Annotated in this window: 14 protein-coding genes; 7 read left to right on the top strand and 7 right to left on the bottom strand. The window is 55.7% G+C overall.

The genetic code is table 11. The features are described from left to right. The first annotated feature begins 60 nt into the window (after positions 1–60). Together rpsG and fusA are read left to right on the top strand one after the other, a co-directional pair. Complete coding sequence (gene rpsG, locus HG15A2_RS23175; RefSeq protein ID WP_145063734.1) at positions 61–531, top strand: 30S ribosomal protein S7; 471 nt, start codon at positions 61–63, stop codon at positions 529–531. Between the two features lie 278 nt (positions 532–809). Further along, entirely contained in the window at positions 810–2,939 is a 2,130-nt protein-coding gene (gene fusA / locus HG15A2_RS23170; RefSeq protein WP_145063733.1) for an elongation factor G, read from the top strand. A 102-nt stretch (positions 2,940–3,041) separates the two neighbouring features. Here the strand turns inward: fusA and HG15A2_RS23165 are convergent, their stop codons facing one another. The 6 genes from HG15A2_RS23165 to HG15A2_RS23145 all read right to left on the bottom strand — a co-directional run bounded on the left by HG15A2_RS23165 (position 3,042) and on the right by HG15A2_RS23145 (position 8,711). After that, positions 3,042–4,097 (bottom strand): DUF1559 family PulG-like putative transporter, encoded by a 1,056-nt coding sequence (locus HG15A2_RS23165; RefSeq protein ID WP_145063731.1) that lies wholly within the window; start codon positions 4,095–4,097, stop codon positions 3,042–3,044. Positions 4,098–4,149: 52 nt separating this feature from the next. Beyond that, positions 4,150–4,287: a hypothetical protein gene (locus tag HG15A2_RS24395; RefSeq protein WP_218932197.1), complete on the bottom strand. Its 138-nt coding sequence runs from the start codon at positions 4,285–4,287 to the stop codon at positions 4,150–4,152. Positions 4,288–4,314: 27 nt separating this feature from the next. After that, the gene (locus tag HG15A2_RS23160) at positions 4,315–5,340 is read right to left on the bottom strand and encodes a DUF1559 family PulG-like putative transporter (protein ID WP_145063730.1); all 1,026 of its coding nucleotides are present in this window, start codon (positions 5,338–5,340) and stop codon (positions 4,315–4,317) included. Positions 5,341–5,373: 33 nt separating this feature from the next. Continuing rightward, a complete protein-coding gene (locus tag HG15A2_RS23155; protein ID WP_145063729.1) occupies positions 5,374–6,402 on the bottom strand; it encodes a DUF1559 family PulG-like putative transporter in 1,029 nt (342 codons plus the stop codon). Between the two features lie 386 nt (positions 6,403–6,788). Then, the gene (gene phnD / locus HG15A2_RS23150; RefSeq protein WP_145063728.1) at positions 6,789–7,853 is read right to left on the bottom strand and encodes a phosphate/phosphite/phosphonate ABC transporter substrate-binding protein; all 1,065 of its coding nucleotides are present in this window, start codon (positions 7,851–7,853) and stop codon (positions 6,789–6,791) included. 414 nt (positions 7,854–8,267) lie between these two features. Continuing rightward, complete coding sequence (locus tag HG15A2_RS23145) at positions 8,268–8,711, bottom strand: DUF3592 domain-containing protein (RefSeq protein ID WP_145063726.1); 444 nt, start codon at positions 8,709–8,711, stop codon at positions 8,268–8,270. Positions 8,712–8,885: 174 nt separating this feature from the next. Between HG15A2_RS23145 and HG15A2_RS23140 the strand changes: the two genes are divergently transcribed. Then, entirely contained in the window at positions 8,886–10,037 is a 1,152-nt protein-coding gene (locus HG15A2_RS23140; protein WP_218932196.1) for a mechanosensitive ion channel family protein, read from the top strand. 75 nt (positions 10,038–10,112) lie between these two features. Further along, a complete protein-coding gene (locus HG15A2_RS23135) occupies positions 10,113–11,384 on the top strand; it encodes a hypothetical protein (protein WP_145063725.1) in 1,272 nt (423 codons plus the stop codon). A 102-nt stretch (positions 11,385–11,486) separates the two neighbouring features. Here HG15A2_RS23135 and HG15A2_RS23130 read toward each other — a convergent pair whose 3' ends face one another. Then, positions 11,487–11,690 (bottom strand): CsbD family protein, encoded by a 204-nt coding sequence (locus HG15A2_RS23130; RefSeq protein ID WP_145063724.1) that lies wholly within the window; start codon positions 11,688–11,690, stop codon positions 11,487–11,489. Between the two features lie 648 nt (positions 11,691–12,338). On the opposite strand from HG15A2_RS23130, the gene HG15A2_RS23125 reads away from it, so the two are divergent. From HG15A2_RS23125 to rplC, 3 genes are all read left to right on the top strand, one after another. Continuing rightward, positions 12,339–12,926: an ANTAR domain-containing response regulator gene (locus tag HG15A2_RS23125; protein WP_218932195.1), complete on the top strand. Its 588-nt coding sequence runs from the start codon at positions 12,339–12,341 to the stop codon at positions 12,924–12,926. Positions 12,927–13,265: 339 nt separating this feature from the next. Then, the gene (gene rpsJ, locus HG15A2_RS23120) at positions 13,266–13,583 is read left to right on the top strand and encodes a 30S ribosomal protein S10 (RefSeq protein WP_145063721.1); all 318 of its coding nucleotides are present in this window, start codon (positions 13,266–13,268) and stop codon (positions 13,581–13,583) included. Between the two features lie 163 nt (positions 13,584–13,746). After that, positions 13,747–14,433, top strand: a complete 687-nt coding sequence (gene rplC / locus HG15A2_RS23115; protein WP_145063720.1) for a 50S ribosomal protein L3 — start codon at positions 13,747–13,749, stop codon at positions 14,431–14,433. Positions 14,434–14,467 lie beyond the last annotated feature (34 nt).

The following is a 14,467-nucleotide window of genomic DNA, read 5'->3' as shown; positions in this document are numbered from 1 at the left end:
CGCTGTCAGGTTCGGCCTCTTTAAAGCCAACAGCCAACAGCCAACAGCCGAAAGCCACCTATGGCCCGCATTACCGCAAGTCGCAAACAGCTCAAGCCCGATCCAGTTCACGATTCGTTACTCGCTGCGAAGTTCATTAATTGCCTGATGCTTGATGGCAAAAAAGCGACCGCGCAAAAAGTGTTCTACGATGCACTGGACATTGTTAAGACTCGCGTCGAAGAAGTGGAGGCGATCGAAGCGTTCACCACTGCTGTGGAAAACGTCAAGCCCTCGATCGAAGTTCGCTCCAAGCGAGTCGGCGGTGCAGCCTACCAAGTTCCCATGCAAGTGAACCGTGCCCGCCAACAGGCCCTCGCGTTCCGCTGGATCTTGGCTGCCGTTCGCGACAAGAAGGGTCGCCCGACTGCTCAAAAATTGGCCGACGAGCTCACCGCCGCCTACAACCGCGAAGGCGCCGCCATGACCAAACGCGAAAACGTCCACCGCATGGCCGACGCGAACAAGGCGTTTGCCCACTTCGCTTGGTAACGAGAGAGTCGAGAGGCCAGGGACGAAAGTCGAGTGTGTTGTTAGAGCACTCGCCTATCGTTCCTGGCCTTTCTCATGCGCAGAGTATGGACGCAAGGTCGCGACGAAACGCAAAGGGTTGTCTTAGCCACCAATGTCACAGATTTACACGGATGACTTGTGAGTACCCCGTAGGGGTACGCCGACACAATCCGACCGAATTACTACAACAATTCACGCTCTGCGATTCACCGCGTCCTTCGCGTCTTTGCGTCAAATCAAAACGTAACCAAATTCACATGCCCACCGACCTCACAAAGATACGCAACCTTGGCATCATCGCCCACATTGATGCCGGCAAAACGACCGTCACAGAGCGCATGTTGTACGTGTCGGGCGCAAAGCATCGCGCGGGTGAGGTCGATCGCGGTACGACTACCACCGACGACGATGCGGAAGAGGCCGAGCGGGGTATTACCATCTACTCCGCGTGCGTGGCGTTTCCTTGGAACGATGTGCAGATCAACCTGATCGACACGCCGGGGCACGTGGATTTTACTGCCGAGGTGGAACGCAGTCTGCGTGTGCTCGATGGCGCGGTCATTGTGTTTAGTGGTCGAGAAGGCGTGGAAGCCCAAAGCGAAACCGTCTGGCGGCAAGCGAATAAGTACGGCGTACCGCGCATGGCGTTCATCAACAAGCTCGACCGCGAAGGGGCCGACTTCGAGGCGGTGCTCGCCGAAATTAAGGATCGTCTCCACGCTACGCCGGTGGTACTGCAAATTCCCGTCGGCCTGGGGCCTGCACATGTGGACGATCCGTTCCGCGGGATTATTGATCTCATCGGAATGAAGATGCTCACCTTCCCGGCAGGCAAGGCAGGGCGCGAAGTCGTTGTCGAAGAAATACCCGAAGACCTACAAGTAAACGCCTCACTGTGGCGCGAGCAGATGGTCGAAGACTTATGCAACTACAGCAACAAGTTGATGGAGCTTGCTCTCGAAGAAGCGGAGATTCCTGCAAAACTGCTTCACGAAGTCATCCGCGACGCCACCGTTCACCGCCAAATCCAACCGTTGCTGTGCGGTTCCGCTCTACACGGCGTAGGGATCCAACCGCTACTCGACGCGGTGGCCGCCTACTTGCCCAACCCGATGGAAATGCCACCGGTCGAAGGACTCGATCCCAGCGGAAAGGCGAAGTCCAATAAGAAGGGCTCGAAGAAAGCTACCGAAGAAGAGGGCACCGGCGACGAGGCCAAGATCTCGCGCAAGCCCGACCCGAAGGAGCCCTTCTGTGGTCTCGTCTTCAAAATCTTGCCCTACAAGACGGGCGACCTCTACTGGGTACGCGTCTACTCCGGCACGCTCAAAGGTAACAGTCGCGTCTTCAATCCTGGCAAAGACATCAAGGAAAACGTCGCCCAGCTTTGGAAGATCCACGCCAGCAAAAAAGAAGAACAGCTCGACTCGGTCCAAGCGGGTGACATTGTCGGCGTGATCGGTTTGAGAGATTCCGTCACAGGCGATACCCTTTGCGATACGCGCGAGCCTATTCTACTGGAGTCGATCGAATTTCCCGAGACGGTCATCTCCATGGCGATCGAGCCGGAGAGCACGACCGACAAAAAGAAGCTGGCCGAAGCGCTCGAGATGCTGCGTAAGCAAGACCCTACCTTTACTGCCAACGAGAACGAAGACACTGGGCAAACGCTCATCAGCGGCATGGGTGAATTGCACTTAGAGGTAATCCAGCATCGCCTGGAACGCGATTTTAAGCTCAATGTGAAGGTCCACAATCCACGCGTCAGCTATCGCGAAACGATCGCTGAGATGGCCGAGGTGGAAGTCGAGTGCAATCGCCTGATCAATGGCGTACCCCATGTAGCCAAAGTGAAACTCACGGTTGAGCCCATGGAAAGCGCTGCCGGTGTGGTCGTAGGTAATTCGCTCGACCACGGCTTGCCGAATGAAATGCTCACGGTTGTATTGGAAGAGCTTGAGAACGCAGGGCAGGGCGGTGGCACCTTGGGCTTCCCGCTGATGCGAGTCAAAACGCGTCTACTTTCGGGCGAAATGCACGAGACAGACAGCACCGAAATCGCCTTCCGCACAGCAGCTGCTCAAGCGTTCGACCAAGCGCTTCGCAAAGCGGGCACCGTGCTACTGGAACCGATCATGCGACTAGAGATTAGCACGCCCGACGAACACGTGGGCGATCTGGTGAGCGACCTCCAGCAACGCCGCGCAATCATCCACCACACCCAACAACGCGGCAACCTCACCGTGCTGCACGCGGACGCACCACTGAAAGAGCTCTTCGGCTACAGCAGCGCCATGCGATCCTTGAGCCAAGGCCGCGCAAGCTGTTCCCTAGAACCCCACGGCTTCGCCCCCGCGCCCCCCGAAGAGCTCGAACGATTTATGTAGGGTCCGCTGTGCGGCACATTACCCCATAACCTAGCCGCGGCCTAACAGGCTGCCGGGAATTTGCTCATAACCAATGTCTATCGAGTGCGCCCCGGCGACCTGTTAAGTCGCGGCTATTGGGCTTGCTCTGTGTTCACGATTTCTTCGCCTCCAAAGCACAACCCCCGGCACCAACGCGAGCAGCACGAAAACGCTCAGTGAATAGATACGAGCGTAGTCTAACTGTGGCTCAGTCAGCCGATCGAGTGTTCCCGGTGGAATCACCTCCCCACCGTTGGCAGTGAGCAGCGCTCGAGCAAGGTCTTCATCCAGCGGTATAGGTAGGAAACGCACCGTGCCGTCGCAAAAGGCGACATTCACGCCTAGTGTTTGCTTGTTGAAGAATCGACGGAGAGTTCCAGAATGTTCGCCGCGACGATGAACTACGCACTCCGGGGACCGTCCGGTTAAGATTTTGAATGCATCCTGGAAACTTAAGTCACGTGGGTCCGCCCAAGGAATGTTCAATCCGGCGGCTTCGATAAGCAAGATCGTCTGCTTGTGCAAATCGCCAATCTCTTCTAAGCGAGTACCTTTGGGATTTGCCCATGCTGTCTCCGGACCGATAATCGCAAAGTAGTTGCACTCAGGTGTACCGCTACGTACTGGCGGGTCGCTTGGGCACTGGTAGATACCAATCGCAGTCTTAGCAAGTGCCGCATTGGCCGGATCATCGTACGGTAGGTCACGCTGCCATTGACTCCAGATAGTCATTCCTTCGATATAGGCAAGAGTCTCCACTCGCCATGAGGAAAGCGACTTGCCTTGGCTGTCGGTAGCTACCGCTGGAGGAAGCGATTGATGCTTCTCGCAGTACAGCTGCAGCGCCAGCGAAATTTGACGCAGGTTATTATGACAGGAATGCACTCGAGATGTCTCCCTCAATCCCTGCACTTTCGGCATCACCAGCTCGAAAAGGATCACCGCGATGATCAACAAGATTGGGAGTAAGAAAAGTACCTGAAGGATGGTCGAACTCTTAGTCCTGCCACTAAAGATCAACCACCAAATCACGAGCACAACAGCAGCAAGACCAATCCCCAACCACACACCAAACGTAGCCATCCCCGCCGCCAGCAAGGCGAACACGTACAGAATCGTAGAGAGGCGAAAGCGCATGGCGGTCAACGAGGAGAGGGAACAGGGCGTGAGCGACAAGCCCGCTACCTCATTATAGCAGTTCGTAGGCCATAACAAGCAACGCGAAGTTGTTGCACCGCAGCAGTAGGTCGGTGCCTTCGGCCTGACTGCGGTTCGGCCACCACTTCCAACCGGGTTGAAGCGCCAACACGGCGGAGGTTTCGAACATGCCACAAACTCAGCCAAGATGACCGAGCTACTGAGTTTGCTCTGTGTCCATGCCGGTGCGCCGCCGCCAAAGCACTAACCCCGGCAGCAACGCGAGCAGCACAAACAGGCTCAGCGAATAAATGCGAGCGTAGTTCAACTGAGGCTCAGTAAGCGCATCAAGCGTCCCCGGCGGGATGACTTCCCCACCGTTGGCGGTAAGCAGTGCGCGGGCAATTTTCTCTTCAACGGGAATCGTGAGATACCGGATATCACCATCCGCCATTGCGACGTTCACATGGCTGGAGTGTTTTACGTAAAACCAGCTTGTGTCTTTGGAGTCGTAATGCAGAATCGCGTCGGGGATTTTGCCTGTCAGCAGATTGACAGCTTTCTCAATTGAGAAGTCCTCGGGCTTCGTCCAAGGAATCGCTTGGTTGCCTGCTTCGATGAGCATGATCGTCGTGCCCGGTGCATCCGTGATATCGGCCGTTCTCTTGACTTGGTCTCTATCCCAGGCCGTTCCCTTGCCAACCACTGCAAAGTACTGGGTTTCGTTACCATTTATTTGGCTTGCTGCGGGACAGCCGAAGACGTCGTGGACATTCATGTTAGTCGTTTTAGCATTGGCGGGTGCGTCGTAGCGTTGTGTATGATCATACGGCGGATAGAAGTGTCCCGGTGCAAAGAAGCCTGCAATGGTGAGCCTCCAAGAGGAGGGGACTTGGTTCAAGTCGTCGAATCCGATAGCCGGTGGTAGCGCACGCTGTGCCGACTCATGATTCTGTAACGCATAATAGACTTCCCTAAGGGTTCTCGTACATAGACTTCTCGCGTGGCCGTACCTTGCCGAGGATAGGCCTGTGAGAACGAGAGTAGTAGGTAGGAGTCCGACGAGCGCAGCGATAACGAAATAGGTCAGGGTCTTTCTCAACCCTCGATCGTTTTTCTTGAGCAAAAAATACCACACCCCACATAGATATAGTGCCGAAGGAATCCCCCACCCACCAAACGTCGCCATCCCCGCCGCCAGCAGCGCGAACACGTACAGAATTGTGGAAAGGCGGAAACGCATAACGGGACTTTGCGAGGGTGCTCCGGCGACCTGTTAGGTCGCGGCTATTGGATCTGTCGTTGGTTCGGGCTTTTTGTACCACAGTACAAACCCTGGTAATAAAGCGAGCAGCACGAACAGGCTTAACCCATAGATGCCGCGATAGTTGAGTCGCTTGGTAGTGCGTCTCTGCGTGAGGGCATCCTCGTCGATCTCTTCGCCACCGTTGGCAGTGAGCAGTGCGCGAGCTGTGGCTTCGTCGAGCGGGATGCTTAGCGTTCGCACACTCGCATCAGCCATTGCCACATTCACGTAGCTCGTATTCCTCAAAAAGATAATACCGCGATTTTGCGAATCGCCGTGCAGAATCGCCTCGGGCATCTTACCAGTCAGCAGGTCCATCGCTTCTTGCATGGTCAAGTCAACTGGCTTCGTCCACGGTGTGTTTCGACCACCCGCTTCGATGAGCATGATCGTTTGGTGGTGCCGGTCAGTTATGTCACTTGGTTTCTGCACTCGCTCTCGTGCCCAAACCGTGTCTGGACCGATGATGGCAAAGTAGTCGGTGCGATTGGGCAGTTCGCTATCGGCATCCGGACAACAGTAGCCGCGAAAGGAGACTTTTGTGACTGCCACATTTGCCGGGTCATCGTAGGCTTTGGTCCAATCGTATCGCGACCATAACGGAGAGGATTCAAGAAAAGGACCAATCGCAAGCCGCCAAGAATAGGCGTCCTTTCCTCCTTTCATGGTGAGAGCAGCGGGCGGCAGAGTTGAGTACGCACTTTCGTAAGTGAGCAACCCCAGCGTGTGAATTCTCAAGTTGGTGCAGCATCCAAAACGAAGTGAGCTACTGCGGGCCGAGGCGAGGCCGGAGTAGAGGATCGCAACCACCATCCCGAGAGTAAATGCGAGGGTAGATTTATACAGCGATTGTATCGGTTCGGGGGGACCGGTACGGAAGAGGTATAGCCAGACTGCTGCAACATAGACTGCCGCAATCACGCCAACTGCACCAAACGTAGCCATCCCCGCCGCAAGCAACGCGAACATGTACAGAATCGTAGAGAGGCGGAAACGCATAGGGCAAGCGTAATAGATGAGGTAGAGGTAAGCCGTAACAAGCAACGCGTAGTTGCGGCATGGGCGCTACCTGCAACTACGCCCGGAGGGCGGGCACAGCCCTAGCCGGAGTCGTTAGACTCCGGTAGCCGATCAATATTTGTTCCCTAGGCCCGAAGGGTCGATACAAAATTTAACTCGGTGCATGTATCGACCCTTCGGGCCTAGGATAGAAGCAAACTCTCCGGTGGCTCACGCCACCGGCTGGGGATGTTGCGGCCCTCCGGGCCGAGTTGACGACCGTTGGTCATTTAGACTTGGTCATTCTCTGGTTCGCCTCGCTCCTCTCGACAAACCCTACAACCACTCTCTTCTAGACCCTGGTCTCGCAACCCTAGACTGTCCGGCTACTGCACCTGCTCGCGTGCTTCCTCAACTGCTTTGTTGATGTCTCGCACCGGCGCCCAGTCCTTTTTGTAGGAGACCATCGCTAGCTCGATCGGCTTGCCTGCGCCGTACTCGGCCAGCGGGGTGCCGTCGATTTTGAACTCTGCGACGGTCTCGCGAATTGCTTCGCGCAGCTCGGGCGTCAGGTTGCTTACGTAGCCCAACACGCCGGGAGGAAAGGGTTTCGACTCGTAGATCGTGCGGATTGAGTCCTCAGAAATTTTGCCGGCAGCAATTTCGCGATCCAGCACGTCGCTCGCTACCGCAGCCGCTTCGAACTGCTTATCCGCGACACCTGCGATCGAATTCTCATGCCCGTAGGAAAAACCCCAGGCGTAGTCGCGTTCGGGTTGCATGTCGTGGTCGGCGAGTAACATGGCCAGTGCGGCCTTGTAGCCGCTGTTAGAACGCGGTCGTGTGAAGGTGAATCGCTTCCCACGCAAGTCCTCCACCTTCTTGATGTCGCTGTCGGCAGGCACGATGATTTTCATGGTGTAGCTGTAATTGCCGTCGGTGTCGGCAAAACAACACAACGGCGTGAAGCCGCTCTTGTTTACAGCCGTGGGAACTGCCCCGGTACCGAAGGCAGTCATGTGCAGGGTTCCCTCGCGCAAGGCGCGCAGCTGTTCGCTTACATCCGCAAAGCGCACGTACTTCACCGGTTTGCCGGTGCGCTGGGAGAGCGCCTCGGTAAATGTCTTCCAGGTCTGTTGCTCATCGCCTTCTTCCGTGGAAGCGTAGTAGGAAAAGACAAGCTCGTCAGGGTCTTGCAACTTCGCCTCGTCCTCCGGCGGGTCGGCTAGCAAGTCGCCATCCGCATCAGTGAATTCCTTTGCCAGCTTGTTGGCCGACTCGGTGCCCAGCAGGTTGCGCACCGTGTTTTGTTCGGTCTTCTTTTCGGCCTGCTCGCGCGCGTTGTCCCAGTAGGACTGCACCCCCCAAGCAATGGCCGCTGCCGGCACGGCAATCAGGAGAATCCGCCCGAGTGAGAAACTCTTCGGTTGAGAATGGTCTTGCTGGGACATGAGAGAACGTCCTTATTGATCGCGGCCAAAGAATCTCAGAATAGCTTACTCTAGGATAAGCCATCCGGCTTGCAGGTTCAAGCAATGTGCCGGTGCGAGGACTACTCAGTGAGTGGCGGATAGCCGACGAGTATCCCATGCTTCGTGGGCTGATCGACACTTCGTACGCTCCCGTTAGCTGCCGACCTTGGTCGCCGCGAAGGTTGTCTCGGTTGGATGCTCATGCTGCAGCCGGACGCGTAGCTCAAGGAGGTAACTCACGTCGGGCAAGCTCGTCGGCTAACTGAACAAGAGGTAGCACACCCCAGTTAATAGCCGCGGCTCAACGAGCTGCCGGAGATTTGCTCGAAGGATTGGCCCACAGAGCGATTCCCCGGCGACTTGTTAACTCGCCAGTTATTTCGCCTAAAGCCTTCAGCGCCGGCTCGAGCGTTTTTCTTCTTGCATGCTCAGGTAGCTCATCACTGCAACGAGTCCGATCATCAAGACAGAGGAAACGAGGAAGATCGTTACCCAGAAGGAATTATTCGTCCCCTTGAGTCTCGATAGAGCTGGGGAACTACCGCGGTATTCAATGGGGATGGTTTGCCCGACGGCAAAATTGATGGCGTCGGCGTCATCAACCACGAACCCGCCTCGCTCGAACTCGTCGGTTTCAGCATGCTGGAACCGATAGGAAATATGCTGTCCGATATGCCGACCTCGATGCGTCTCTTCATAGATCTTCGTGATCTTGGCTTCCGCTTCTTGCTTGTTGAAGTAGTACAGTACCTCTGAGCAAGAAGAAACGCACGAGACCATCCAAATGCAGAAAACCAGCATCATAGCGCGGACCGTTAACGGATTCATTTCGTCCACTGGGTTACCTTTAGGGAAAGTCGAGAGAAGCAGCGATACGTTCCAACGGACTATAACTTAACTTGTTCCAGGTGCGACCGACAAGTTGCCTGCCCTTCGGTTGCCCCATGAAAGCTGTTCTAATGTTAGCGGTCAGGCAGACCAAGGCTCTTAGATAGAGGAAGGGGGTTCGCCGTGCACGCATTCATTTTGTGCTGGCTTCTGATCGCTCAAGTGAGTGCGGAACCACCCGCGCCACCAGCAAGCCAACAAGCTACGGAACAGCAGGACACCGAAGCGACCGACGATTCCAGCAACGCTGGAGAGGACGGCGCTTCTGACGATACTGACGCAAACGCTGAGCCAAACAGCGCAGAGCCAGACAGCACTGAGTCCGAAAACTCTGGGCCCGAAAACGCGGAACCAAGCCCCGAAGAAGAAATCAAGATGGCCGACCCGCCCGAGGACCTCGAAGAGGCGGTCAGCACGGTTTGGAAAAGCGTCTACGGCATGTGGGAGAGCTTTCTCGGCCGACTGCCGATTTTCATTCTCGCTTTCATTGTGGTTGTGCTCACCTGGTTTGCGGCCGCTATCGGGCAGCGTTTGTGCCGCCGCGTGTTGCGGGGCGTCCACATCCGCGGCAGTCTGAAAGACCTCATTCGTCAATTCGTTTACATCGGCATTTGGCTGTCGGGGATGATGATCGCCGCGATCATTATTTTCCCCAGCCTAAAGATTACGACAATGCTCTCGGTCCTCGGACTCAGTTCGATTGCCGTCGGTTTTGCCTTCAAAGACATCGTCGAGAACTTCTTTGCCGGCATCCTCATCCTGTGGGGATTTCCCTACGAGACGGGCGACTTTATCGAGTGCAACGGCATCAAAGGTAAGGTCGAAGAGACGACCATTCGCATGACCACCATCCGCCAGGTCGATGGGCAATTGATCGTGGTACCCAACGCCCAGTTGTTCAAGAATCCCGTTTACGTGATGACCAGCCAGCGCTTTCGCCGCACCACGATTATTGTGGGCGTCGCCTACGACGAGGATGTCGATAAGTGCCGCGACATCATCACCCAGGCGGTCGAGTCGTGCGAAACAGTGACCGACGAAAAGCCAATCCAAGTGTTCGCTCAAGAGTTCGGCGCGTCGAGCATCAACTACGAGGTCACCTGGTGGGCCGGCAGCACACCCGTGGCAGAACGCAAAAGCCGCGACGAAGTGGTCGCCGCTGTGAAGCGAGCCCTCGACGACGCTGGCGTAGAAATTCCTTTCCCGTATCGCACGCTTACGTTCAAAGAGCCGCTACCAATTTTGCAGAACCAACCTAGCAAGCCGGAAGCGTAAGTGTCAGGACATTTCACGAGCTTGAGCGTAAAGTAAAGGGACGCTGATGCCTTCGGCTCGAGATTCTTTTTACCAATGAATCACCTACACTCAATAATCTGTCTACTGGTGATAGCAGGGCTGTTACCTACGGTTCATGCCAGCGACGACATCGACGAAGCACCTATCTACTACAGCACCGCTGAAGTGAACGACGGCGTCACGCAGTTGCAAGCAAAGCTCGACGCTGGCAAGGTGAAACTCAGTTGGGATAAGCGATGGGGCTGGCTACCTGCTGTGCTCAAGCAGTTGGAGATCTCGCAGGAGTCCCAACTGTTAGTCTTCTCCAAAACCAGCTTGCAAGTGCATCAAATCTCGCCCCATACACCCCGGGCACTTTACTACAACGACGATGCGTACATCGGCTATGTGCCCCAGGGAGATATTCTGGAAGTCTCCGTGGTCGATCCGGTTCAGGGCGCGATGTTCTATTCACTGGAGCAACGCGAAGTCGAACGCCCCAAGTTCGTGCGAGATAAGGGCACCTGCCTCGCGTGCCACCACAACGACCGCACTCGCGATGTGCCGGGCTATTTGGTGCGCTCTGTGTTCCCCGACCGCCGTGGCCACGCGCTGTTGTCGCTGGGCTCAGAAACCACCGACCACCGCACGCCGTTCGACGAGCGTTTCGGCGGCTGGTATGTCACTGGCACGCATGGTGAGATGCGCCATCGCGGTAACGCAATTCTGAAAGACGAGCAAGACAAAATCAACACCGAGGAGAACGCTAATCTGTTGACGATTGAGAAACGCATCCGTAATGGTGCCTACCTCACGCCGCATAGCGATATCGTTTCGTTGATGCTGTTGGAGCACCAATCGCAGATGCACAATGCGATTACCAACGCCTCCTACGAAGCGCGCGAAGCTGCCCACTACGACACGGTATGGAACGAAATTCTCAAGAAGCCCTCCGGCTATCAGCATGAAGTCTCGCAGCGCCGGCTCAATCGCGCCGCTGAAGAACTACTGGCGTGCCTGCTCTACAGCGGCGAGTTTCAACTTAAATCACCCGTGAAGGGAACGAGCAACTTCGTCACAGAATTCACGAAGCTAGGCCCCCGCGATTCCAAGGGCCGTAGTCTGCGTGACTTCGATTTGCAAACTCGACTCTTCAAGTATCCGTGCAGCTATCTGATTTATTCCGAGTCGTTCGCAGCGCTGCCCAGTTCGATACGCGCGATCATCGACACACGGCTTGAGGCCATTCTCACCGGTGAGGATACTTCCGAAGCGTTTAGTCACTTGAGCGAGAAGGATCGAGATGTGATCCGAGAGATCCTCAGCGAAACGCTGGCTCGAGGGTAGTTGTACTTATCGAGTTCCAAAAAAGGAGGCGACGCGTGTTACCTGCGCGGCGCCTCCAAGCAATCGGAGAGTCGTTGCCTTGCCCTTCGATGTGAAGGACAACTAACAGTCACACTTTGCAGCAAATTCATCGGCTTGCTTCTCGGCCTCTTCTTTGGCCAGCCCGACACTTTGCTGTAGCTTGCCAACAAGCTGACCCTTCTTGCCGGCGATTTGGTCGAGCTCGTCATCGGCCAGCTCGCCCCACTTCTCTTTGGCGTGTCCCTTGAGCTCGGTCCACTTACCTTCGATTTGATCCCAATTCATGGCTGATGCTCCTGTAGGTTACGAAGTAACCAAAAAAAGACGTGCCGGTAAGCATGTTGGGTCAGGCGGAAACAACACGACTCACTCGGCACGCCAAAGTGGCCTCCCCGCAAACGAGTGCGTCTCGGCACTCACTCGTCCGCGGTTCGGCCACATCTGGTCTTGCGACCAGAAGGTTTCTAGGAGGGGATACACTTCACCATCCCACCCAACTGTATTACCACCGTTTTCTTAACCATCATTGGCAAGTGGCATTGGCAAGTGGATGGTTCGATTGGAGCGCAAAAAAAGCCCAGCTGCGGAGCGATTCGCGTGGAATTGCTCCGCAGCCGGGCTGTCGTAGACCGTCTTAAAGTCCTCGGCCAATCGTGGGCGAGGCTTCTATGTCTGATGTTAGCGGTCTGCTGAAGAGAGTCAAGCGGAATAGCCATGAGTGATTTCCGCAACCGGATCATCGGCTTCGTTCACCGAGTATCGGTAACGCTACTCCATTTTGATTCCAGCAGGTCATTGAGGACATTGACCTCAAATGCCTATGATAGCTGTTTGAGACACGCGATCGCTGGGTCTCGGAGGCTGGCAAGGTCTTGGTGTTTGTGCGCCGCACTTCAGGCGCACAGGTCTAGGCGGACAAGTCCGAGGGCAAGTATGGCCGACGCGGTGAAGATTCTCGTTGCGCACTCCGATGCGGAGGTGCGTCAAACGCTCGTCGAAGCCATCGAGGGGCTCGACTACCAAGTTCAGGGGCAAGTGGGAACTCACGCCGGTCTCTTGGAGCAGTGCCAACGCAAGCGGCCCGAGTTGATCATGAGCGGGGTCGATTTGCCCGATGGCGATGCTCTCAGCGCCCTGATCGAAATCAGCAAGGAAGAACCGATCCCCGCGATTGTAGTGACCCAGAGCGAATCGTTGCAGGACGTCGAGCGGGCCATACAAGATCACGTAATGGCTTACTTGCTGGAGCCGATCGAACCGGAGCATATTCAGCCTACCATTTACCTAGTGCTACGCCGCTTCGAGCAGTTCGAAGCCCTTCACGAGGAGGTGCAAGATCTACGGCAGGCTCTGGCCGACCGTAAAATCATTGAGCGGGCCAAGGGCATTCTCATGAGTCAGAGCAAGCTCGACGAGGGAGACGCCTTCCGCCGCCTGCAGAAGCTTGCCAGCGAAAAGAGGCGGAAACTGGTGGATATCGCCAATGCGATCATCACGGCCCAGGAAGCGATGAGTGACTGACGTTGGGGCTCTAGTCAGCGAGTCGGCAGCGTAAGCGTCCGGATTTGCTATCCAGGGTAGATGGTGTGAATATCCGGGCGCTGATGCCTCCGGGGCATGATGGTGAAAGAATTCGTGAAAATCGCCGACACCAACTGTTGACGATAGTTCCGAAACGCCATAGAATCCTCGATTCGGCACTAATTGCGGTGTCGAAGCAGTATTGGTCTTTGAAACTTCAAGAGTTTGGTTCTGGCAACCTGTGTTTATTAAACCTCGTGTTTACTAATCGGGTTTTGCTTAGGGGCCGGATCGTCCTGAGATATCAACACAGTGATATCGACACAGTGAGGTGCCAGCATGGCGCAAGACGTTATTCGAATCCGTATGGAAGCCTACGATCACTCGGTGCTCGATTTGAGCTGTGCTGAGATCGTGGATACCGCCAAGAGAACCAACTCCGAAGTTCACGGCCCCATTCCTCTGCCAACGCGAATCGAGCGATACACGGTCCTTTCCGGCCCGCATGTCGACAAGAAAGCAAGGCAGCAATTTGAAATCCGCACGCACAAACGGCTGATCGATATAGTCCAGGCTACGGCCAAGACGATCGAGGCTCTGAATAAACTGAGCTTGCCAGCGGGCGTTGACATCAAAATCAAAGCGACGACTTCCTGATAAGGCACTTTGAAGACAGGGCCTTTTGGTAGGCGTTTTCGATACATTTTCGATATTTTTACACACCGGGTAACTCCATCTATGTAGCGGAAGTTCCGCGGGTAAGTTTCGCCACAAGAGGCGATTTCTCCCGCAGGGCGTGCCGACCACAGGAAACTCAACGATGGCAATTGGTATCTTGGGCCGCAAGGTCGGCATGACGCAGGTGTACGATGACTCCGGGAAAGTGGTTCCCGTGACGGTCGTTCACGCTGGCCCGTGCAAAGTCCTGAGGGTCCGCACTCCCGACCGCGATGGTTATGAAGCCGTCCAGCTCGGCTATGTCGATAAGCCCCGTCGGTTGGCTTCCCGCAGTGAGCGTGGTCAAGTTGCCAAGCTCGACGGCAAGCGTGCCAAGCGGCGTGCCGCTGCTGGTGTCGAATCTCAGCCCAAGCCTGACTGTGAGCCCCAGCGTTTTGTTCGCGAGATCCGCGGTGAAGCGGGCGAATTAGAGGTCGGCGGCGAAGTGAAGGTCGACGTCTTTGCTGAGGTCGATTGCGTCGATGTGGTCGCCACTAGTAAGGGTCGCGGCTTCTCGGGTGCCATGAAACGCCACAACTTTGCTGGTCAGCGTGCCACTCACGGTGTTAAGAAGTGTCATCGCCATATGGGCGGCACCGGCTGTAGTGCCAGTCCAAGCCGCCTGTTCAAGGGTATTCGCATGCCCGGTCAATATGGCAACGCTCGCTGCACCGTTCGTAATCAGAAGGTCGTTCGGGTTGACTCGGAGCAGAACTTGCTCATTATCCGCGGCGGCATCCCAGGTCCCAACGGCGGCTACGTAGTCGTCAAGCAAACAAACACGATGTAATAAGGCTGTAGGAATTTAGGCTTTAGGCTGTAGG

It is taken from the genome of Adhaeretor mobilis (assembly GCF_007741515.1).
GTDB classification, from domain to species: domain Bacteria; phylum Planctomycetota; class Planctomycetia; order Pirellulales; family Lacipirellulaceae; genus Adhaeretor; species Adhaeretor mobilis.
This window is presented reverse-complemented; position numbering and strand designations above follow the sequence as displayed.